The organism is Methyloligella halotolerans (assembly GCF_001708935.1).
GTDB lineage: Bacteria > Pseudomonadota > Alphaproteobacteria > Rhizobiales > Methyloligellaceae > Methyloligella > Methyloligella halotolerans.
Window position 1 is genome coordinate 774,984 of record NZ_MASI01000001.1, and the last position, 21,239, is coordinate 796,222.

The following is a 21,239-nucleotide window of genomic DNA, read 5'->3' on the forward strand; positions in this document are numbered from 1 at the left end:
ATTGTCTGGATGAAGAATTGTCAGCGCACAAGGCTGCGAACCTCCGACCGGCTGAAGAAGTGCCGCGCGTCTTTGACTCAGGTGCCCCCCTGATCCCCACGGGAAAACGCGTCACTTTTCGCGTTCCGCTTGCGGCAGCGTGGTAGACTTCAGTGCGAGTATTCTGAGTCTTGGGAGCTAACTGGAGGAGGCGACGATGCCAACATCAGCGACCATTACCGAAAATCGCACCTGGTTCTTCATTCTCGGGATTTTGTTGATCATCCTCGGGGCCGTAGCGATCGCATTTCCTTTCCTGACCACAATTGCCACAAAGATCTTCATCGGCTGGCTGTTCCTCATCGGCGGGATCGTTCAGATCTTCCACGCCTTCTCGACCAAGGGCTGGAGCGAGTTCTTCCTGAACCTGCTGATGGGCGTTCTGTATCTCATTGCCGGCGCCTGGCTGGCGTTCTTCCCTTTGACGGGCATCATCACCCTGACGATCTTCCTGGCCGCGATGTTCGCGATCCAGGGCGTGCTCGAAATCGCCATGGGGCTGCGCATGCGGCCCCATGACGGCTGGGGCTGGATGCTGTTCGCGGGGATCGTGGCGCTCGCGGTCGGCATCATGATCGTGATGAACCTGCCGACCTCGGCGGCCTGGGCCATCGGGCTGCTGGTCGGGATCAATCTCGTGATGACGGGTTCGGCCTATCTGTTCCTGCCGATGGCAGCGAGCCGCGCACAGCTCGCCGCATGAGCACTCGGGCGGCTTGAAACCCAATCGGCGGTCTTGGCGCGAAAAGCCGGGCCGCCGTACCGCCTCGCATCTGTCTTATCCGGTCTCACGCCTGTCTGGCCACACGTCCGCCCCGCATCCCTGCTAATGTGCGCGCCTCGACGGACTTTTAGGCCACTCCCCCATGCTGAAAGACGATAGCGGCAAGCATACCTTTGCGCGGGTTGCAGCGGATTATGACGCGGTGCGGCCGGGCTATCCCGATGCGCTGGTGGCGGACTGGCAGGCGTTTGCCGGCATCACGGCGGAGTCCCGCGTGGCGGAGTTCGGCTGCGGGCCGGGCAAGCTGACGGCCAAGCTCGCGCCGCTCGGGGCAGAGATCGTTGCCTCGGATCTGAGCCCGGAGCTGCTCGCCATCGCGAAAGCCCATTGCACGCCCTACCCCAATGTGCGGTTCGTCTGCTCCTCCTTCGAGGATTTCGAGGCTGCGCCGGAAAGCTTCGATGCGCTGATCGCGGCAACCGCCTTCCACTGGTTCGACAAGGCTACGCGCTGGCAGAAATCGGCCGCCCTGCTGAAGCCCGGCGGCACGCTCGCAATCGTGCACAATATCCATCGCCATGACCGGGAGAGCGGGGCTTTGCGCGAGGCGCTGGATGCGCTTTACGGTCGCGTGGTGCCCGAAGCGCTGGATGCGCTCTATCAGCCGGCCTGGCAGACCAGCAGCGATCTCGCCGGTGAGATCGACGCGTCAGAGGATTTCGACCTGCTCGCCGACCGCTCCCATTGGCATGAGCATGTTTTGGGGGCGGAGGATTACGTGCGCCTGCTCAATACCTTCTCGTTCCAGCACAACTTGCCGGCGCAGGTGAAGATGGCGCTCTTCGAGGGTGTCCGGGAGATTGTCGAGGCCCACGGCGGAAGTATCGGCTCCACCTACGAGGCACGGCTTTTGATCGCCCGCCGCCGCTGACCCATCGCACCGTGCTTCTGTGAATTGAAAAGTGGTGGGCGCACAAGGATTCGAACCTTGGACCCGCTGATTAAGAGATAACGCAGCCTACGCTAAACCTATTGAACGATATAGACTTTTTGCGGATGCAGCCGTGTATGTGCCAGAAAGTGTGCCAGTGGCTTTCGGTATTTTTTGGCTGCTTCCAGTCATTTTTGGGCTCCCCCGGGCAAGCGAGACTTCTGCTGGTACTGGGCATATGAGTGCCTATTACAAGTTCTCATTGCCTACGGGGTCTCCGAAATCGACTTCTTCGTGAAGATTCTCCGGGGTGATGCCCCGTAGAAGCGCGCCGGGATCATGCGCAAGCTTTTCCTGAGTGAAGTCGAGAGCCTCGCCGAGTTCTTGGAGCGTTTCAGAGCGCGCCCTGATTTCCGCCTGACGCTTCGGGGGCGAGGCATTGCATGCTTTCATTGAATCTCTTCCCATGCCTTTTTCCTTATACGCGCCTTTTACTAGGGCTCTGAGACGAGTTAAGAGCGCTTGGCGCAGCGGAGGTTAAACGTTTGAACCAGGCCTCATGGAACTGGGGCAAGAGCCGTACTGTATCTTCAACCAGCTCGTCGCTAATGGCCGCAGGATCTCCGTGGACGAATGCATTGCGTCGCTTCTGCAACAACTCGAGGTGCACGCGGATTGCGGTGAAGCCGAGACGATCGAGGTCCTCGCCATAACGCGCATTAAAAAAGACTCGATGTAATCGATCTAGGCGTACGCCGATCCCGCTGTAGCGTGCCAATAAATCTGTAGCCACGGCCCTTGGCAATTCGCTTGTTACGGCCTCGAAATACCGGTCCATGAGCGCCTCGAAATAAGTCCAGAAAACCAAGACTATTACCAATCTGGGGGAGGGTTGACTGGCCTCTGGCAATACCCAGTCCTCCTCAGACAAAGGTCGGAGCCATTCCTGGTGCATCAGCTTGAGCATCACGTAGGGCGACCAGTCTAGAGCTCCTTGCAAAGCAGGAGACACTGTCACGGGGCTGCCATCGATAATGACTTCGACGGGTTCAACTTTGCTGTAGTCGGCACCACAGATCGGGCATGGGTCGTTGAGATCAACAAGTGCGCGACATGAGCCGCAACGGATGCGATTTCGCCACGCCCCCCACCACCAGTTCCAATCGTCAGACATGGTTGCCATTTGAACCGCCTAGTGCCAGCCAATTCGCTCGTGGCGCACAACCCCATGGGAGCAAGGCTCGGTTTGAATCGCACGAGCGTGTTAGCCACGCGGCGCAGCCAGAAGACGTCTCTAGTTGGGAGGTGCTTCTTTACAGCCGGGCGGAAGAATGATCGCGCTACTGCTGGTCAGAGCCTTCACGGGATAGAGCAGGATCAAGATATTGTACGTAGTGTCGAATGCCTCGGCGAGGCATTCATGGGCATCTCCGTTCTTATCGATCAAAGAGAGCGAGACCGGCGGCGTCATTTTTCGGCCCACGGGGATTACGGGCCAGAGATAATGGTCCGGCGTAATAACTGTGTCTGTCGGCTGGCCAAACTGAGCCTTGAACGCATGCGAGGGTTCTATCCGCCGGACAGAAGCCTGAGCGCCGTCACCCTGGACATACTCTAGCGGCTGTAGAACATAGACGACGCAGGCCTTGTGGTTGGTGCGGGCGAACTCGCGGACGGATGCATAGACCGAGGAGCCAAACTTCTTAGCGAGCTTCATCGGCGTCTTGATTTCGAATGCGCAGTCGGCGGCATACTCTGCATAGAGATCGCCCTTGAAGAGAGCGAACCGAGCAAAGTTATTCGCTTCACGCTCGAACTGGTCGACTATTTCCGGCGAGAGAGTCTTTTCGCAATCCTGAAAGAACCGAAACACCTTTCGGTGCGTCGGCATGTCGTGATGCGCCGTCTCGTGGAGCTTCAAAAAGGTCTGCTTTGATTCAACGACCGTCTCATCGATATGGATCAGGTTCTCGCCGGCATCATAGAGGCCAAACACTTTGCTGATAGCAGATTTTATTTGCTCTCCGGCATGGGCGGCCTTGCCCTTGAGGTAGGCCACAATAGCGGCAGCATCAAACGCGCTTGACGACGACACCTGTACATCGGCGGCGGCGAGAATATCGTCGATGGGAATCGGAAACCGATCCCAAGCGTCTGCGCGGTCAAGGAGGCGTGCTGCTCTCTCCTCGACCGCGCGAAGGTCTTCGGGGTCGAGGCTGCTGTCGTCAGGTTTTGTCACCCGGTTTCTTCCTACTCCTTAGGAACTGCAAAAACTGCATAAGCTCTAACTCTTCCTCCGGTGTCAGATTGTATTCAGCGAAGGTGGCCACGCGCCCGTGTCTATCTTCGATCTTGCGTTTTGCAGGCGAGACAAAATAGCCAGCCATTTCCATAAGATTCTCGAAGCTAATGCCGTAGAGCTCCGCAAGCGTGTGAAGAACGTTAGGCGACGGCTTACGAATTTTGTCGTTTTCGATTTGGCTGAGATATGCGTTCGACACTTGTTTGTTTGTCGCTTCCTCCACGTCACGCAGGGTCATTTTCCGGTCCTTACGAATCGCGGCGAGATATTGTCCTAGCGTTAGCTTCACGGTGCTCCTCTCAGCTGCAGGGGCGAGCATGGCGTGACCCTCCTCCAAGGTGTTGTTCCTCTTAGAATTTTAACGTTATCCGACCTCGTCGTCAAGCATGCTATGTTTTTGCTTGACAAACTTAGCACGCTATGCGATTTTGATGATAGGCATTCCCGGCCGGCATTGGCCAGGACAACCACCTGAAAGGGGAACAGAAATGACGGAAATTGAGACCCAAGAACGCGAAGCCGGCGTCGAAGCCGTCCTCGACGACATCATCGACCTTGAAGAATACGCCAAGCGTGGCGAGCGTCCTCCTCTCGCCAAGGGATATCGCCTGAAGATCAACGGCGAGCCCTATGTGGTGCACGATCCGAAGCCGACAGGCCGGGAGATATTGACCCTGGCGGGGCTGCTGCCCGCGGAAGACTACACATTGCGGGTCAAGCTCGCCGGCCAGAAGCCGCACAAGGTCAAGCTCGACGAGCATGTCGACCTGCGCCATCCCGGCGTCGAGAAGTTCAAGGCTCTGCCGTGCGACCAGACGGAGGGCTAACCGAATGTCTCTGCGTCGCCAGTTTGATCTACTGCCTCAGGATCGGGAATTTCTCAACGAGTATGGACTGCCCTGGGAAGCGATAACCGATGGTTCGCAGTGGGTACTGGTCCACGAGTTCCCGACGCACGAAGGCTACAACCACCCCAAAGTCACGGCGGCCATCCGCATGGAAACGGCCTATCCCAACGCCGAGCTCAACATGGTGTACTTCTATCCAGCCCTGACCAGAAAAGACGGGCGGGGAATCGGTGCGACGCAGGCAACCCAAACCATTGACGGCAAGGTCTATCAGCGATGGTCACGCCATCGAACAGCGCAAAACCCGTGGAAGGTCGGCCGCGACTATCTCGGAACTCACATCATTCTGGTTGAAGAGTGGTTGGCACGGGAGTTTGAAAAATGGCCGCGCCCGTAACGCTCGCTCTGTCAGGTGACCAGCACGATCACCTGACCGACTTTTTGTATCCTGGTGATGGAAATGAGGCCGTCGCTCTTCTTCTTTGCGGGCGACGCGCAGGCGATCGCTGCCACCGACTGGTCGTGCGCGAAGTCCATGGCATTCCCTATGAGGACTGTTCTGAACGGACGCCGACGCGGGTAACCTGGCCGCCTGACTATATCGCCCCCATTCTCGAACGCGCCGCCCTCGACCGGCTTTCAGTAGTAAAAGTCCATAGCCATCCAGGTGGCTACGGAGCCTTTTCCCATATCGACGATGAAGGTGACGCCCGGCTCCTACCAATGATCCGGGGCTGGGTCGAGGCGGATGTTCCACACGGCAGCGCCGTCATGCTGCCCGACGGTCAGATGTTCGGACGCGTGCTGTGGCCGGGCAACACCTTTGAGCCGATCGATTGCATTAGCGTTGCAGGTGACGACCTGCATTTTTGGTATGCGGATGTCGGCGGTGCCGAACTACCTAGCTTTGTAGCCTCCCACGCCCAGGCGTTTGACGTTGGCACGATAGAGCGTCTGCGGCGCTTGTCGGTCGCAGTCATCGGCGCGTCGGGCACTGGCAGTCCGCTGATCGAGCAGCTCGTGCGGCTCGGGGTAGGTGAGCTGTTGATCGTCGATGATGACGGAATGGAAGAGCGCAACGTCAACCGCATCCTGAATTCCACTAAGAAAGATGCGCTGGACGGGCGGAGCAAAGTCGATGTTCTGGCTGATGCCATAGAGCGAGCCGACCTTGGCACGCGCGTAATCCGAATCAAAAAGAACCTTTGGGACCGAGACGTAGTCCGCGCCGTGGCACAATGTGACGTGGTGTTCGGCTGTATGGACACCGTCGATGGCCGGTATCTGCTGAACGCCCTAGCTGCTTATTACACGCTGCCGTATTTCGATGTCGGCGTCCGGCTCGTGGCGGACAGCCAGCGCGAATCCGGCAGCAACATCCGCGAAATTTGCGGTACGGTGCACTACATCCGGCCGGGCCGTTCGAGCCTGATGAGTCGGGGTCTTTTCAGCATGAAGCAAGTTGCGGCTGCCGGATTGCGGCGCAACGACCCTGCCGCACACGATCGTCAGGTCAGGGACGGCTACATTGCTGGCGTGCAGGCCAACCGTCCCGCGGTCATCAGCGTGAACATGTTTGCGGCTGCGCTAGCCGTCGATGAGTTCCTGGCCCGCCTGCATCCCTTCCGCGAAGAACCCAACAACAATTACGCCGCTGTGACATTCAGCCTCGCCAGCATGGAATTGATTTGCGATCCCGAGGAAGGGATCTGCGAAATCCTAGGCGGCAAAGTTGGCATGGGCGACGTGGCGCCGCTTCTGGGAGTGATGGAACTCGCCGAAAGGCGGACAGCATGATGTCTTTGGTCAAGCTGTATAGGCACTTAAAGGAGACGCTATATCGCTGGCTAGTACCCCCATATCGAACGATTGTCGTGGAGGAAAGGCTCCCGCATCGCCTCCGCCGCCGCACCCTGTATCTCGTGCAGGAGGACGGCTTTGAAGAGCAAGCGGCCATGCTGTGCCCCTGCGGGTGCCACAAGGTTCTTCATATGAACCTGCTACCGGATGATCGCCCCTGCTGGCGAGTCACACACCATGCCGACGGCACCGCGACCCTGCATCCTTCCATCTGGCGCAAGAAAGATTGCGGCTCGCATTTTTGGTTTCGGCAAGGGCGTGTCCAATGGTGCAGAGGCCACGCATTATAGCTGGACTACTCGCCTCGGCCCGTTCGCTGGGGCGGTGTGAATGGGGCTTCCGACGGTTCTATCGATAGATATGATCTATAAATAGATCATATAGGCTTTTCCCGACTTATTTATAGAACGATCCCTTGAACATGGCCCTTGTGCCGTGTTAGTATGTTCTATAAATAGCGCAAGAAACCCCTATACGACCTATTTATGGAACAAGAGATAGAAATGGCTAAACCTGAGAACAGATCCTATTCCCGGTACGCCCGCGAGGCCGCAGAGCTGCTGGGGGTCATGATCCACAATGCGCGGATTGAGCGCGCGCTGACAATCGCCGACGTCGCGGAGCGCGCTGGAGTTTCTCGGGGGCTCGTTCATCGGATCGAGAATGGCGATATGGGCTGTTCCCTCGGCGCGGCATTTGAGGTGGCGGCGATTTTGGGGCTACGCCTGTTTGATGCCGGGCCGACGAGGCTGACCGGGCAACTGTCGATGGAGCGCGACAAGCTCGTCTTGCTGCCGAAAGCGGCTCGTCATGTGGCCAAGGGGGTGAAGGATGAATTCTAAACCCACTGGGCCCAAGACCCCAGACGAAGCCTATGTCTGGTTTTGGTTGCTCGGTACAACGGAACCTGTTGTTGCTGGGCGCATCGCGCGTGACGGCGATCGCCTGATCTTCAACTACGGTCAGAGCTATCTCGAGCGGGACAACGCGATCCCAATTTATGCACCGGAGCTTCCCTTAAGAAGTGGCGCAATCCCGCCTGATGCGGGATTGCGCATGGCCGGCTGCTTGCGCGATGCTGCGCCAGATGCATGGGGGCGCCGCGTCATTCTCAACAGGTCGCCGGGCGCAAAGGCAAAGACGCCGATCTCGATACCCTCGATGAGCTGACCTACCTTCTGGAATCCGGATCGGATCGTATCGGTGCTCTCGATTTCCAGCGGTCTCCGACTGAGTACGTTCCGCGCGCCGCGCAAGCGGCAACACTCGAAGAGTTGCTGCACGCAGCCGAGAAAGTTGAAAAGGGAATAACGCTCACGCCGGAGCTCGATCAGGCACTTTTCCATGGAAGCTCCATTGGCGGCGCCCGGCCTAAGGCCATGATCGTAGATGGTGATCGCAAACTGATCGCTAAGTTCTCCTCTTCAACGGATACCCACAATGTGGTGAAGGCCGAATATGTTGCCATGCGTCTCGCTGCCAAAGCGGGCTTGGATTCAGCCAAAGTACAACTGGAACACGTCGCGGGAAAAGATGTCTTACTGGTGGAACGGTTCGATCGTGTGAAGGTAGAAAACGGTTGGGAGCGCAAGGCTATGGTATCGGCGCTTACGCTGTTCGGCCTTGATGAAATGATGGCGCGTTACGCGAGCTATGAAGACTTGGCTGAAATTATCCGCCATCGCTTCACTGCGCCTAAAGCGACACTGCATGAGTTATTCGGGCGGCTGGTTTTCAATGTTTTGTGCGGCAACACTGACGATCATGCTCGCAATCACGCTGGGTTCTGGGATGGCAAGCAACTGACGCTGACGCCGGCCTACGACATTTGTCCGCAGAACCGCGCGGGCAATGAGGCAAGTCAAGCCATGCTGATCGTGGACAATAAACGCATGAGTACGTTAGCCACATGCCTGGAGGCGGCACCTCATTTCCAGCTTAGCAAGAAAGCGGCGGAAGATATCATCGAGCAACAAATCACAGCAATCCAAGCGGGCTGGGAGGAAGTGTGCGAGGAGGCTACGCTAAGTGGCGTCGAGCGCCGTCTATTGGGGCAGCGCATCTTTTTCAATCCGTTTATCTTCGAGGGTTCCGCGGAGCGCCTGCGGGCGGATGAGCTAGCATAGCTCGAGGCTACTCTTTACCGTAGGCGCCTTAGCGAGGACCCTGATGAGGGCCAAGGGCTTTCGCGCTTGAAATAGCACCTTGGACGCGCTGATTTTTCGTCAGCGGGTCCAAGGTGATGGTCTTGTTGAGAAAGAGAAATGTGCCCGGAGTGTGCCACTGTATGTGTTGCACACTCTGTCGAGCCAGAACGCTTGTTGCGTTGAAAACAAAAGGAAATTTGGTGGGCGCACAAGGATTCGAACCTTGGACCCGCTGATTAAGAGTCAGCTGCTCTACCAACTGAGCTATGCGCCCGACCGGCATCCCCTGCTGAAAGCGTCACCGATGAAAAGGTGTTGGGGGATGCGAAATCGAACGGACCTGTTAGCACCAGGGCAGACGTCCTGTCTAGAGCGTCGGTGGCGATAAACGCCCTCCCAGCCAAACTATTTTCGGCGCGGAAACCGCGCAGACAGGCCAAAAACCACGCGGCAAGCGGCAGGCCCAACCGAATTGCCCTTGCTAACGCCACAAACGCCGTCCATATAGCGCCCCTAGACGGTACGCCCGTGTTGGGCGTGGACTAACGACGACGGCAAGTTATCGCGCCGATTACGAGCACGACCTTTCCCGACATCTGAAGACGTCGCCGCAAGACGAAGCCATCCGGCCTCGCCCAGCGGCCCGCACTCAACGACTAACGGGAAAGGACTCCCAATATGTCTCGCATTAACGGCACTGTTAAATTCTTCAATCATTCCCGCGGCTTCGGCTTCATCGCCCCGGAAGGCGGCGAGAAGGACGTTTTCGTCCATGCGTCTGCTCTGGAGCGCTCCGGCGTGCCGGCGATCGACGAGGGTGACAACGTGACCTTCGAGATCGAGGACGATCCGCGCGGCCGCGGCAAGCAGGCCACCAACATTCAGCTCGCGTAACACGCGACGCTGAAAAGCATCCGATGCGCGGGAGGCAACCCCTCCCCCATCCGAAATGGCGGTCCGGTCTCCGGGCCGCCATTTTCGTATCCGGCGCCGCGACCGCCCCTGATCGCGTCCCTCGTCATTGCCTGCGGCAAGGTCATTGCCGCGCTCGGCGAGTTCTGTATCCTTGATCCCTTAGGGCTTTCACGGGGCAACAGGGCATATGACACATCTCATATCGGCATCGCGCATTCTCTCCGGCGCAGTGGTTCTGGGCGGGCTGGCGCTGCTTGCGCCCGCACTTTCGGGCTGCAGCGGCGGCGATCCGTTCTGCGAGGATCTGAACCAGATCGCCGACGAGGCGAAGCTGGATTTCGTGCATCTGGGCGCGGAGAAGCTGCCCGCGGGCGAGAGCAACAGCGTCAGCCAGGCGGACGGGACGATCACCCTGCCCGGCATGCGGCGCTGCTACGTCACCAACGATTCCGGGCTGATGTCCTACGACTGCGAGGTGTCCTTCGAGACGAAGGAGGAGGCCACGGCCCAAATGAAGGAAGTCGGCGACAAGATCGTCGACTGTTTCGACGAGGTCGAGGCCGACCTGCGGGAAAGCTCGGTCGAGGGCGTCGAGGACACCCATTTCACCATCCCGCATACCAAGGCGGACGTGCCGGTGGCGATGGACCTCCAGCTCTTCGAGCACGCGACCTATATCGTGTCGCTCTCCATCTACCGAAACGGGAAATAGCCCGGCTCTATAACGGCCTAGTTTCCACCGGGACGCTCTGACGCGGCGCGGCAAGGATCAGCGTGCGCATTCGGTTCGGTTGGACTCCGCAACCAAAAGAAAGGGCGGCTCCTTCCGGAACCGCCCTGACTTCGATTCCCGTTTACGAGGCCATCATGGTCTCGGGCTTCTTGCGCACATCGCGGGCGAAGATCTTGTTGAGCGCGATGATGTAGGCGCGAGCGCTCGCCACCAGGGTATCGGTGTCGGAGCCGCGGCCCGTGGCGATGCGGCCGTCCTCTTCGAGCCGCACGGTCACCTCGGCCTGGGCGTCGGTGCCTTCGGTCACCGCGTGGACCTGGTACAGCTCCAGGGTCGCCGTATGGGGGACCATGGCCTTGATCGCGGCGAAGGTCGCGTCCACCGGGCCGTCGCCTTGGGCCTCGTGGGTCTGCTGCTTACCGTCGATGTCGAGAGTCAGGGTCGCCTTCTGGGGTCCGGACGTGCCGGCGATGACGGTCAGGGAGACCAGCTTGATGCGGTCATGGGCCGTGGCGATCTCCTGATCGACCAGAGCCTCGATGTCCTCGTCGTAGACATGCTTCTTCCGGTCGGCCAAGGCCTTGAAGCGCACGAAGGCATCCTCGAAGGCGTTGTCGCCCAGCTCGTAGCCCAACTCCTTCAGCTTCTCCCGGAAGGCATGGCGGCCGGAATGCTTGCCCATGACCAGGTTCGACTGGGTCAGGCCGACGCTTTCCGGCGTCATGATCTCGAAGGTCTGGGCGTTCTTCAGCACGCCGTCCTGATGGATGCCGCTCTCGTGAGCGAAAGCGTTCCGGCCGACGATCGCCTTGTTGTACTGCACCGGGAAGGCCGTCACCGCGGAGACCAGCTTGGAGGCCCGGGTCAGCATGGTGGTATCGATGCCGGTCCAATAGGGCATGGCGTCGGAGCGGGTCTCGATCGCCATGACGATCTCTTCCAGCGCGGCGTTGCCGGCGCGCTCGCCCAGCCCATTGATGGTGCATTCCACCTGGCGGGCGCCCTTGGTGACGCCGGCCAGGGAGTTGGCGACCGCCAGGCCCAGATCGTCGTGGCAGTGGGTAGAGAAGACGATCTCGTCGGCGCCCGGCACCCGCTCGATCAGCATCTTGATCAGCTCGGCGAACTCATGGGGCAGCGCGTAGCCCACAGTGTCCGGGATGTTCACGGTGGTGGCGCCGCATTGAATAGCCATCTCCACGCAGCGGCACAGGAAGTCCTCCTCCGTGCGCGTGGCGTCCATGCAGGACCACTCCACATCGTCGGTGTGGGACCGGGCGCGGGTGACGGATTTCTCGATCCGGTTCAGTACCTCGTCCTGATCGATGCCCATCTGATATTTGCGGTGCAGCGGCGAGGTGCCGATGAAGGTGTGGATGCGGCCGCGCTTCGCAGGCTTGATGGCCTCCGCGCAGCGGTCGATATCGGGGATCTGCGCCCGAGACAGGCCGCAGATGACCGAATTCTTCGCGCGCTTGGCGATCTCCGAGACGCTCTCGAAGTCGCCCTGGCTGGCGATGGGGAAGCCGGCCTCGATCACGTCCACGCCCATATCGTCGAGCAGCTCGGCCACCGCCAGCTTTTCCTCGTACGTCATGGTCGCGCCGGGGCATTGCTCGCCGTCGCGCAAGGTCGTGTCGAAGATGATGACGCGATCGTCCTCGCGCCGCTCTTCCTTCGGGCTCTTGGTCTTAGAGTCGGAGTTCGTTTCGGAAGTCATGGGTCTCGTCCTTTGCTCCTCGCCCTGGTCCTGCGACGCGCGGGGCGATCTTATCCGTTTTCGCTTGGGCTACGTTGCGATCCCCTGAACGCCCGCCCCGGAAAGATCCGAGACCGCCGGTGCTCAGGGGCGGATAAGGAGGAGCTTGGAGAGGGCGGACATCGCACAAGCATAGACGGCCGACACAACGTTGCCGGCTTCCCCCGTCTGCTGCTCTTTCACTTCGTACGACATAACGTGGCCCATAAACGGTCATTCGGCGGCAGTGGTGCCGCCTGCATGAAGCGTAAATAGGCCAGCTACCGCGGATACGCAAGTGGGGCGATGCCGCACGCATGGCGCGTCACGACGCCTCATCACGCCCATACACGAAGATCAGCACCAGCAGCATGGTGGCGTAGAAGCGAAAGGCGGCCTCCTGGCCGTTCCAGTCCTTCGACTGCCACATGGCAAAGAACTCGCCGCCGACGACCATGAAGCCAAAGAACCAGAGCAGGAAGCCGAGGGTCGCGCCGGCGACCACGAACGCCTTGGCGCGCTGGAATTCGGATGCGGGCTTGCGGAGCGCGAGACTCATCTGGACGGCGCCGATGAGGAAGAGCAGCCCCGTCACGGCTTCGGCCGCAATAATACCGGCGTAAGCGGCGCGCCAAACGCCCTCGTCACGGATCGCCCTGTCCCGCAGCGGATTGTTTTGGAAGGTGTCCTCCATGGAGAGGACATGGCCGACGAAGCCGTAATTCGCCTCGTAATCGGCGACGTTGTCATAGGCCACGATGGCGCAGAAAGCCGCGAGGCAGAGCACCATGACGATTTTGGCGAGGCGGGCGACGAGCATGGTCCGAATATTGTCATTGCCGGGCTTGTCCCGGCAATCCATGAACACCGCCGTTTATTGAAAGAACTGAGACCGGGGTTATGGATCCCCGGCACAAGGCCGGGGATGACGCCTCGGGGTTGGAGGCGGGCCCAGCGCACCATCCACTCCTAAAGCGAAAAGCCCGGCGCGATGGCCGGGCTTCCCAATCCGAAATGATCTGCGCGAAGCGCCCTAGTTCTTGGACTTGTCCACCATGGCACGCTCGGCGATCCACGGCATCATGCCGCGGAGCTTCTTGCCGACCTCTTCCATCTGGTGGTCTTCGCATTTGGCGCGGGTCGCCTTGAAGCTGGTCTGGTTGACCTTGTTCTCCAGCATCCAGTCGCGCACGAACTTGCCGGTCTGGATGTCGTCGAGCACCTCCTTCATGGCCGCCTTGCTCGAAGACGGGACCACGCGGGGGCCGGAGACGTACTCGCCATACTCGGCCGTGTTGGAGATCGAGTAGTTCATGTTGGCGATGCCGCCTTCGTAGATCAGGTCGACGATCAGCTTCATCTCGTGAACGCACTCGAAATAGGCCATCTCGGGCGCGTAGCCTGCCTCGACGAGGGTCTCGAAGCCGTTCCGCATCAGCTCGACGACGCCGCCGCAGAGCACGGACTGCTCGCCGAACAGGTCGGTCTCGACCTCCTCGCGGAAGGTGGTCTCGATGATGCCGGCGCGGCCGCCGCCGATGGCGGAGGCATAAGAGAGCGACAAGTCGTGGGCATTGCCGGATGCGTCCTGGGCGATGGCGACCAGGGTCGGCACGCCGGCGCCGCGCTTATACTCGGCGCGCACGGTGTGGCCCGGGCCCTTCGGCGCGGCCATGCAGACGTCCATGTCCGGGCGCGCTTCGATGAGATTGAAGTGGATGTTCAGCCCATGGGCGAAGAAGAGCGCGGAGCCCTCCTTCATGTTGTCCTTCAAGCTCTCGTTCCAGATGTCGCCCTGCAGCTCGTCGGGGGTCAGCATCATCACCACGTCGGCCCATTTGGCGGCCTCGGCGACGTCCATGACCTTCAAGCCTTCGCCTTCGGCCTTGGCGGCGGAGCTCGAGCCGGGGCGCAGACCGACGGCCACGTTCTCCACGCCGGAATCCCGCAAGTTCAGCGCATGGGCATGGCCCTGGGAGCCATAGCCGATGATGGCGACATTCTTGGACTTGATGAGATTGAGATCGGCATCCCGATCGTAATAAACGCGCATGCTGAACTTCCTTGCAGACTTAATATTCGGACGAGATTGGAGCGGGGCTTAGCAGGTTTGAGGCGTATCGAGAAGCCTTCTCGCCCTGCGTTACTCCGCCATTGCTTCGGGGCCGCGGGAGATCGCCGCGACGCCCGTGCGGGCCACCTCGACGAGGCCGAGGGGCTGCATAAGCTGGATGAACTGCTCCACCTTCGACTGCTTGCCGGTGACCTCGAAGATGAAGTGATCGAGGGAGGTGTCGATGACCTTGGCGCGGAACGCGTCGGCCAGGCGCAGGGCCTCGACGCGCTTGTCGCCCTTGCCCGCCACTTTCAGCATGGCGAGCTCGCGCTCGACCGCGTTGGCCTCGACGGTCAGGTCGGTGACCGAATGGATCGGCACCAGCCGGTCGAGCTGGGACTTGATCTGCTCGATCACCATGGGCGTGCCCGTGGTGACGATGGTGATGCGGGAGAGATGGGCCTCGTGCTCGGTCTCCGACACGGTCAGGCTGTCGATGTTGTAGCCCCGGCCCGAGAACAGCCCGATGACGCGCGCCAGCACGCCCGGCTCGTTGTCCACGAGGACGCTGATGGTATGGGTCTCGGGCTTCTCTTCGGAAGACTGAAACGAATAGACGCTGCCTGGCTGGTTGCTCATCAGTGTTGACCGTTCTCTGAGTGGTTCTCGTTCTTTGCCCGTGCCGCCTCGATCTTGCCGAGCTCTTCCCCGTCGCCGTTCGTGTGGCCCGCGCCGAGATCGATCATGCGGAGGGCGATTGCGATCATCAGGATCGAAGCCGGCAGCACCAGCATCTCATAGGTGAAATTGCCGCCGGATTCGACCACCACGCGGGCGAACATGACGATCAGAACGACGATGACGACCTCGGACAGGCTGGCTTTCAGCTGGCCGATGCCGTCCACCTTCATCCAGGCCGGCAAGCGGCGGCCATAGCCCTCGGGCAAGGTGAAGACGAAGCCGATGGCGATGCCGTAGGCGAAGATCACCAGCACCAGGCCGAACAGGAAGGCGTCGACCGCTTCCAGCACCGGCACGGTGACCTGGCGTTCGGACGCATGTTCGAAGCCGGTGCCGGAGGCCACGGCGATGTGCCAGGCCTCGGCGAGGTAAAATCCGCCCTGCAGAAACATCAGCAGCGCGCCGACGATTGCGCCGGCGGAGCCGATCAGCATGATGGCACGCAGGCCGAGGAAGAATGTCAGCAGCGTCCGCATGGCGATGGCATCCCCTGGCCCAAGCTCTTGTTCGCCGACGATCGAAGGTCGAGAGCGCGTTCCGGCCGATCTCTCATTGGGCGGATCCTTCGACACTCTCTTCCGCACCCGGCATCTCGCGCAGGATGGTATCCTTGTAGGATTCCATACCGTAGGCGTTCACGGTACGGACGAACTGCTTCATGGCATCGTCGGGCATGCCGAATTGCTTGTAGATATTGGCGATGCGCTCGGCCATGGCATCCAGACGCTTCTGGGGATCGTCAGCCCCCTCCTTCGCACGCTCCTCCGGCGACAGGCGGCTATCGACGGCGGACGCCATGCGCGACACGGCGATGTCCTGGGACATGCAGGCTTCGAGACCGAGGGTGACGGTGGACGCCGTCTCCAGCTCCTTGTCGTAGCAATCGCTGATGGCGGCAATCGCAGCCGGAGCCCCCTTTTGGATCTGCAGTTCCGCTATGGATGCAGCGGCGTGCTTGATGTTCTCGACCCGCTCCACGCTGAAGGCCTGCTCCACGGCATTTGCAGGCGTGGCTGTGCCGACGAGCAGAAGCGAGAGCGCCGCCAGTGCCGCGCCGTGCCGCCGAAGACGGTGATCGCCGGTCATACGAGGATCTTGCCCTGCTCCGAAATGGCGTCTCCGACGCCCTTCTCTTCGGCTTCGTCGCCCAGCAGCATGTTGTTGTGGGCCTCGCCGCTCGGGATCATCGGGAAGCAGTTGGCGTGGGGATCGACCCGGCAGTCGAACAGGACCGGCCGGTCGACGGCGATCATCTCGCGGATCGCATCGTCCAGATCACCCGGTTTCTCGCAGCGCAGGCCGACGCCCTGGTAGGCTTCCGCGAGCTTCACGAAATCGGGCAGCGCCTCTGAATAGCTGTGGGAGTAGCGCCCGCCATGGAGCAGCTCCTGCCACTGGCGGACCATGCCCATATATTCATTGTTCAGGATGAAGATCTTGATCGGCAGGTTGTACTGAACCGCCGTCGACATCTCCTGCATGGTCATGAGCACGGACGCCTCGCCCGCGATATCGATGACGAGGGAGTCCGGATGGGCGACCTGAACGCCGACCGCAGCCGGGATGCCGTAGCCCATGGTGCCGAGGCCGCCGGACGTCATCCAGCGGTTCGGATCCTCGAAGCGATAATATTGCGCGGCCCACATCTGATGCTGACCGACCTCGGTCGTGATGTAGGTGTCCTTGTCCTTGGTCAGCTCATAGAGCCGCTGGATCGCGTATTGCGGGGCGATCACATCGGACTTGGTCTTGTAGGCCAGGCACTGGCGTTCGCGCCACTGATCGATCTGGGACCACCAGCGCTTCAAGGCCGGCTTGTCGATGGACGGCTTGCGCTTCTTCCAGGTGGCGAGCATCTGGTCGAGGACCTTGCCGCAATCGCCGATGATCGGAAGATCGACCCGGACATTCTTGTTGATGGACGAGGGATCGATATCGACGTGGATCTTGGTCGAGCCCGGCGAGAAGGCATCCAGCCGCCCGGTGATACGATCGTCGAAGCGCGCGCCGATACAGATCATGACATCGCAATCATGCATGGCATTGTTGGCTTCGTAGGTGCCGTGCATACCCAGCATACCGAGCCACTGCGGATCGGCGGCCGGATAGGCGCCGAGCCCCATCAGGGTCGAGGTGATGGGATAGCCGGTCAGGCGCACGAGCTCGCGCAAGGATGCGGACGCCTCGGGTCCGGCGTTGATGACGCCACCACCCGTATAGAAGATCGGACGCTTCGCCTTGGCGATGAGCTCGACCGCCTTCTCGATGCGATCGTCCTCACCGACGGTCTTCGGGTTGTAGCTCTTGTGCTGGGAGTTGGTGACGCCGCGATAGGTGCCCTTGGCGAACTGGACGTCCTTCGGGATATCGACGACGACCGGGCCGGGGCGGCCGGTCCGCGCGACATAGAAGGCTTCGTGCAGGACCCGTGACAGGCTGTCGATGTCCTTCACCAGGTAGTTGTGCTTGGTGCACGGCCGGGTGATGCCGACCGTATCGCATTCCTGGAACGCGTCGTTTCCGATCAAATGGGTGGCGACCTGTCCGGTAATGCAGACGAGCGGGATGGAATCCATCAGGGCGTCGGTCAGCCCGGTGACCGCGTTGGTCGCGCCGGGACCGGAGGTGACGAGAACGCAGCCGACCTTTCCGGTCGACCGGGCATAGCCTTCGGCCGCATGAACCGCGCCCTGCTCGTGGCGCACCAGGATGTGCTCGACATCCTTGCGGCTGAACAGCTCGTCATAGATCGGAAGGACGGCGCCGCCGGGGTAGCCGAAGACGTGCTCCACGCCCTGATCGGCCAAAGCCTGCAAAACCATCTGTGCGCCGGTCATTTCGGTCCCGGTCTTATCCGTCTTCTTCTCGCGCGACATCTCGTCCTCAACTCATTCCGTGGCTGCCTTCATACGGGAAGGAGCAGCTTCATGCCGCCCCTCGAAGGCGACAGTCTCCTGAAAACTCTTCAAAAACCTGCAAATGAGGCGCGCACCCTAGGGAGTCAAGCCTAAGGGGTCAACGACAAATGCGAATTTTCTAAGCTAATCGACGTCTGGAACTTTCCATAAATTACCTGAATTCCTCGATTATCGCTCGTTTATTGCTTGTGACCCGGTGGAAAACCCCTCATCCCGGCGGATTGCCGCGGCATCGCGTCCCGGCGGCGCTAGACAAGGCTCCCGCATGAGCATAAAGGGGAAACTGTCGAATTCACGGGACGTAGCCCGGCAACGCTACGGGAACCCTTCAAGCAACAGACGACACTTTCTCCATCCATTACGATTACGCATGACGCAGGCTTCCACCGATTCTCCTGCAAACAACGGCGGCCACGCAGAGGCCAACGGACATAGTCCGAAGACCTTCTGGACTTTGGCGCTGGGCTCCATGGGTGTCGTCTATGGCGATATCGGCACGAGTCCGCTCTACGCCTTCAAGGTCGCTCTGGTGGCCGCGGGAGACGAGACCATCCTGGCGCGGGACAACGTGCTGGGCGTGCTGTCGCTGATCCTCTGGGCTCTGATCCTCGTCGTCACCGTCAAATACGTGCTGATCCTGCTGCGCGCCGACAACAAGGGCGAAGGCGGTACGCTGTCCCTGATGGCGCTTGCCCAGCGCACCTTGCAGAACGGCAAGGCGCGCACGACGGTGATGATCCTCGGCATGATCGCAGCCGCCCTCTTCTACGGCGACGCGCTCATCACGCCGGCGATCTCGGTGATCTCGGCGGTCGAGGGTCTCGAGGTGGTCTCGCCGCGCTTGGAAACCTACGTGGTTCCGCTCACGATCGTCATCCTGTTCGGCCTGTTCGCGGTGCAGTCCCGGGGCACGGCGCTGGTCGCGGCCTATTTCGGCCCGATCATGATGGTGTGGTTTGCGATGCTGGCAGGGCTCGGAATCTGGCACATCGCCGACGACCCGTCGGTCATCGCCGCCCTCAATCCCTACTGGGCGATCGACTTCTTCATCGATCATGGGCTGGTGGCGCTGCTGACCCTGGGCGCGGTCTTCCTGTCCGTGACGGGTGCCGAGGCGCTTTATGCCGATCTCGGCCATTTCGGCCGCAAGCCGATCCAGACGGCATGGCTGTTCTTCGTGCTGCCGGCCTGGTGCTCAACTATTTCGGCCAGGGCGCGCTGGTGCTTTCAGACCCCACGGCGCTCGATGCACCCTTCTACAAGCTGGTGCCCTCCTGGGGCCTCTACCCCGTCATCATCCTGGCCACACTGGCGACCGTGATCGCGTCCCAGGCCGTCATCACCGGCGCGTTCTCGCTGACCCGCCAGGCGGTTCAACTGGGCCTCCTGCCGCGCTTCCAGATTCTCCGCACCTCGGAGACCCAGGCCGGGCAGATCTATATTCCGCGCATCCGGGCGCTGCTGCTGACCGGCGTGCTCTTCCTGGTGGTACTGTTCCGTTCTTCCGAAGGCCTCGCCCATGCCTACGGCCTGGCGGTCTCGGGCACCATGTTCGTCGACGGGCTGATGGCGTTTATCGTGATCTGGCGCGTCTGGAAATGGTCGGTCTGGACCTCGGCCTTGATGATGGTGCCGTTCATGATCATCGACATGGCCTTCATCAGCGCGAACTTCCTGAAGGTCCCCGAAGGCGGCTGGGTGCCGCTTCTCATCGGCGGTGCGCTGGTGCTGATCATGCTCACTTGGCGCAAGGGCGCCCGCATCCTGACCGACAAGACCCAACGCATGGAGATGCCGGTCGAGGAGCTTATCGAGCAGCTCCAGAAGAGCTGTCCCCATCGGGTGCCGGGAACGGCCGTGTTCCTGACCGCAACGCCGGGCAGCGCGCCGACCGCCCTGCTCCACAGCCTCAAGCACTACAAGGTGCTGCACGAGAACAACGTCATCCTCAGCATCGTGACCGAGGACGTTCCGCGGGTGTCGCTTCAGGACCGGGTGGAGATCAGCGAGATCGGCGAGAATTTCATGCGGGTGATCCTGCATTTCGGCTTCATGGAGACGCCGAACATTCCCAGGGCGCTCGCCATCGCGCGGAAGCTGGGCTGGACCTTCGATATCATGTCCACCTCGTTCTTCCTGTCCCGGCGCACCCTGAAGCCGGACCAGCGCTCCGGCATGCCGATCTGGCAGGACAAGCTCTTCATCTTCCTGGCCCAGACGGCGGACGACGCGAGCAACTATTTCCAGCTGCCGACGGACCGCGTGGTCGAGATCGGCACCCAGGTGACGGTCTAACCGGACATCCTGTCCGCGAGACGCGCACTGGCGAATGTGACCGCGTCGGCCGAGTTCTCCACCCAATGCCAATCGGCCATGAAGCGGCGCGCCCAGGTGAGTTGGCGCTTCGCATAGCGCCGGCTCATGGTCTTGGCCTTTTCGATCGCTTCTTCCCGCGCCACCTCGCCTTTCAGGGCCGCCAGCAGATCCGGCACACCGTGGGCGCGCATGGCCGGGAGATCCATCGGCAGGTCGAGAGCAGCCACGGCGCGCACCTCGTCGAGGGCGCCGAGGGCTATCATGGCGTCGAAGCGGCGATCGATCTTGGCGTAGAGCTCGCTCCGATCCGGGGCGACGACGATCTGCAAGGTTCGCTGCGGGGGCAGCACGGCCGATTGCGTCTCCGCCTGCCATTCGGCGAGTGAAACGCCGGTCGCGTCGACGATTTCCAGCGCCCGGACGATCCTTTGGCGATCTGACGGGACCAGTCGCTCCGCCATGACGGGATCGCAGGCGGCAAGCTCTTCATGAAGCTCGGAGACGCTCAACTTGCCCGCATGGGCTTCCCAGCGCTCCCGTATGGCAGAGGGAATTTCCGGGGTGTCGGCGAGGCCTTCGGTAAGGGCCTTGAAGTAGAGACCCGTGCCGCCGGTCAGGATCGGCAGACGGCCTCGCTCCCACTCTTCGCTGAGAATGGCCGCGACATCCTTCAGCCAGCGACCGACCGAGTAGCGTTCTGCGGCCGACACGGTACCGTAGAGGCGGTGCGGCACGAGCCGCTCCTCGTCCAGATTGGGGCGGGCGGTGAGGATGCGCAGCTCTTCGTAGACCTGCATGGAGTCGGCATTGACGATGACGCCGCCGAAGCGAGCGGCAAGCTCCAGAGCGGCTGCGGATTTCCCGCTCGCCGTGGGACCGGCCAGCAGCACCGCCGCAATGTCTGATCCTGACTGCCGGTCTTCTACCAACACTTCGCCTCCACGCACCTTCCCCCGAGCGCTGGGGAGTTT

The 21,239-nt window shown here is 60.9% G+C and carries 21 protein-coding genes, 1 tRNA gene and 2 pseudogenes; 11 read left to right on the forward strand and 13 right to left on the reverse strand.

The features are described from left to right. The first annotated feature begins 196 nt into the window (after window positions 1–196). A complete protein-coding gene (locus A7A08_RS03785; protein ID WP_069094151.1) occupies window positions 197–742 on the forward strand; it encodes an HdeD family acid-resistance protein in 546 nt (181 codons plus the stop codon). Window positions 743–905: 163 nt separating this feature from the next. Further along, window positions 906–1,694, forward strand: a complete 789-nt coding sequence (locus A7A08_RS03790) for a class I SAM-dependent methyltransferase (RefSeq protein ID WP_069094152.1) — start codon at window positions 906–908, stop codon at window positions 1,692–1,694. A gap of 249 nt (window positions 1,695–1,943) precedes the next feature. Here A7A08_RS03790 and A7A08_RS16440 read toward each other — a convergent pair whose 3' ends face one another. The 4 genes from A7A08_RS16440 to A7A08_RS03810 form a co-directional block, all read right to left on the reverse strand. Then, the gene (locus A7A08_RS16440) at window positions 1,944–2,162 is read right to left on the reverse strand and encodes an AbrB/MazE/SpoVT family DNA-binding domain-containing protein (RefSeq protein ID WP_208430558.1); all 219 of its coding nucleotides are present in this window, start codon (window positions 2,160–2,162) and stop codon (window positions 1,944–1,946) included. 10 nt (window positions 2,163–2,172) lie between these two features. Beyond that, on the reverse strand, window positions 2,173–2,877 hold the full coding sequence (locus tag A7A08_RS15865) for a hypothetical protein (RefSeq protein ID WP_141693827.1): 705 nt from the start codon (window positions 2,875–2,877) through the stop codon (window positions 2,173–2,175). A gap of 111 nt (window positions 2,878–2,988) precedes the next feature. Next, window positions 2,989–3,933, reverse strand: coding sequence for an ImmA/IrrE family metallo-endopeptidase (locus tag A7A08_RS03805; RefSeq protein ID WP_069094155.1), 945 nt, complete (start codon window positions 3,931–3,933; stop codon window positions 2,989–2,991). Next, window positions 3,920–4,315, reverse strand: coding sequence for a helix-turn-helix domain-containing protein (locus tag A7A08_RS03810; protein ID WP_069094310.1), 396 nt, complete (start codon window positions 4,313–4,315; stop codon window positions 3,920–3,922). The genes A7A08_RS03805 and A7A08_RS03810 overlap by 14 nt, the downstream gene beginning before the upstream one ends. A gap of 169 nt (window positions 4,316–4,484) precedes the next feature. Here A7A08_RS03810 and A7A08_RS03815 point away from each other — a divergent pair, with 169 nt between their 5' ends. From A7A08_RS03815 to A7A08_RS03835, 6 genes and pseudogenes are all read left to right on the forward strand, one after another. Then, the gene (locus tag A7A08_RS03815) at window positions 4,485–4,823 is read left to right on the forward strand and encodes a multiubiquitin domain-containing protein (protein ID WP_069094156.1); all 339 of its coding nucleotides are present in this window, start codon (window positions 4,485–4,487) and stop codon (window positions 4,821–4,823) included. A gap of 4 nt (window positions 4,824–4,827) precedes the next feature. Then, window positions 4,828–5,241, forward strand: coding sequence for an E2/UBC family protein (locus tag A7A08_RS03820; protein ID WP_069094157.1), 414 nt, complete (start codon window positions 4,828–4,830; stop codon window positions 5,239–5,241). After that, entirely contained in the window at window positions 5,226–6,641 is a 1,416-nt protein-coding gene (locus A7A08_RS03825) for a ThiF family adenylyltransferase (RefSeq protein ID WP_069094158.1), read from the forward strand. Before A7A08_RS03820 ends, A7A08_RS03825 begins: the two co-directional genes overlap by 16 nt. Beyond that, the gene (locus A7A08_RS17690; protein ID WP_280948645.1) at window positions 6,641–6,994 is read left to right on the forward strand and encodes a ubiquitination-like system serine protease family protein; all 354 of its coding nucleotides are present in this window, start codon (window positions 6,641–6,643) and stop codon (window positions 6,992–6,994) included. Before A7A08_RS03825 ends, A7A08_RS17690 begins: the two co-directional genes overlap by 1 nt. Before the next feature lie 213 nt (window positions 6,995–7,207). Continuing rightward, window positions 7,208–7,546: a helix-turn-helix transcriptional regulator gene (locus A7A08_RS03830; protein ID WP_069094311.1), complete on the forward strand. Its 339-nt coding sequence runs from the start codon at window positions 7,208–7,210 to the stop codon at window positions 7,544–7,546. Next, window positions 7,536–8,830 (forward strand): annotated as a pseudogene (locus tag A7A08_RS03835) (type II toxin-antitoxin system HipA family toxin). Before A7A08_RS03830 ends, A7A08_RS03835 begins: the two are co-directional and overlap by 11 nt. 219 nt (window positions 8,831–9,049) lie before the next feature. On the opposite strand, the gene A7A08_RS03840 reads toward A7A08_RS03835, so the two are convergent. Beyond that, window positions 9,050–9,125 (reverse strand) — tRNA-Lys (locus A7A08_RS03840). Between the two features lie 404 nt (window positions 9,126–9,529). Between A7A08_RS03840 and A7A08_RS03845 the strand changes: the two genes are divergently transcribed. Together A7A08_RS03845 and A7A08_RS03850 are read left to right on the forward strand one after the other, a co-directional pair. After that, the gene (locus A7A08_RS03845) at window positions 9,530–9,745 is read left to right on the forward strand and encodes a cold-shock protein (protein WP_069094159.1); all 216 of its coding nucleotides are present in this window, start codon (window positions 9,530–9,532) and stop codon (window positions 9,743–9,745) included. Window positions 9,746–9,953: 208 nt separating this feature from the next. Continuing rightward, window positions 9,954–10,478 carry a hypothetical protein gene (locus A7A08_RS03850; protein WP_069094160.1) on the forward strand — a complete coding sequence of 175 codons (525 nt, stop codon included), beginning with the start codon at window positions 9,954–9,956 and terminating at the stop codon, window positions 10,476–10,478. A gap of 142 nt (window positions 10,479–10,620) precedes the next feature. Here the strand turns inward: A7A08_RS03850 and A7A08_RS03855 are convergent, their stop codons facing one another. The 7 genes from A7A08_RS03855 to A7A08_RS03885 form a co-directional block, all read right to left on the reverse strand. After that, on the reverse strand, window positions 10,621–12,219 hold the full coding sequence (locus tag A7A08_RS03855; protein ID WP_069094161.1) for a 2-isopropylmalate synthase: 1,599 nt from the start codon (window positions 12,217–12,219) through the stop codon (window positions 10,621–10,623). A gap of 343 nt (window positions 12,220–12,562) precedes the next feature. Further along, window positions 12,563–13,099 carry a DUF2165 family protein gene (locus A7A08_RS03860; protein WP_245290790.1) on the reverse strand — a complete coding sequence of 179 codons (537 nt, stop codon included), beginning with the start codon at window positions 13,097–13,099 and terminating at the stop codon, window positions 12,563–12,565. A 171-nt stretch (window positions 13,100–13,270) separates the two neighbouring features. Further along, the gene (ilvC, locus tag A7A08_RS03865) at window positions 13,271–14,290 is read right to left on the reverse strand and encodes a ketol-acid reductoisomerase (protein ID WP_069094162.1); all 1,020 of its coding nucleotides are present in this window, start codon (window positions 14,288–14,290) and stop codon (window positions 13,271–13,273) included. Window positions 14,291–14,380: 90 nt separating this feature from the next. Continuing rightward, window positions 14,381–14,932, reverse strand: a complete 552-nt coding sequence (ilvN, locus tag A7A08_RS03870; protein ID WP_069094163.1) for an acetolactate synthase small subunit — start codon at window positions 14,930–14,932, stop codon at window positions 14,381–14,383. Beyond that, a complete protein-coding gene (locus A7A08_RS03875; protein WP_069094164.1) occupies window positions 14,932–15,510 on the reverse strand; it encodes a YqhA family protein in 579 nt (192 codons plus the stop codon). Before A7A08_RS03875 ends, ilvN begins: the two co-directional genes overlap by 1 nt. A 73-nt stretch (window positions 15,511–15,583) precedes the next feature. Further along, window positions 15,584–16,120 carry a hypothetical protein gene (locus tag A7A08_RS03880; protein WP_069094165.1) on the reverse strand — a complete coding sequence of 179 codons (537 nt, stop codon included), beginning with the start codon at window positions 16,118–16,120 and terminating at the stop codon, window positions 15,584–15,586. After that, entirely contained in the window at window positions 16,117–17,910 is a 1,794-nt protein-coding gene (locus A7A08_RS03885; protein WP_069094166.1) for an acetolactate synthase 3 large subunit, read from the reverse strand. Before A7A08_RS03885 ends, A7A08_RS03880 begins: the two co-directional genes overlap by 4 nt. A 412-nt stretch (window positions 17,911–18,322) precedes the next feature. On the opposite strand from A7A08_RS03885, the pseudogene A7A08_RS03890 reads away from it, so the two are divergent. Beyond that, window positions 18,323–20,247, forward strand: a pseudogene (locus tag A7A08_RS03890) (potassium transporter Kup). Here A7A08_RS03890 and miaA read toward each other — a convergent pair. Further along, window positions 20,244–21,200 carry a tRNA (adenosine(37)-N6)-dimethylallyltransferase MiaA gene (miaA, locus tag A7A08_RS03895; protein ID WP_245290791.1) on the reverse strand — a complete coding sequence of 319 codons (957 nt, stop codon included), beginning with the start codon at window positions 21,198–21,200 and terminating at the stop codon, window positions 20,244–20,246. The pseudogene A7A08_RS03890 and the gene miaA sit on opposite strands and share 4 nt — an antisense overlap. Window positions 21,201–21,239: the final 39 nt, after the last annotated feature.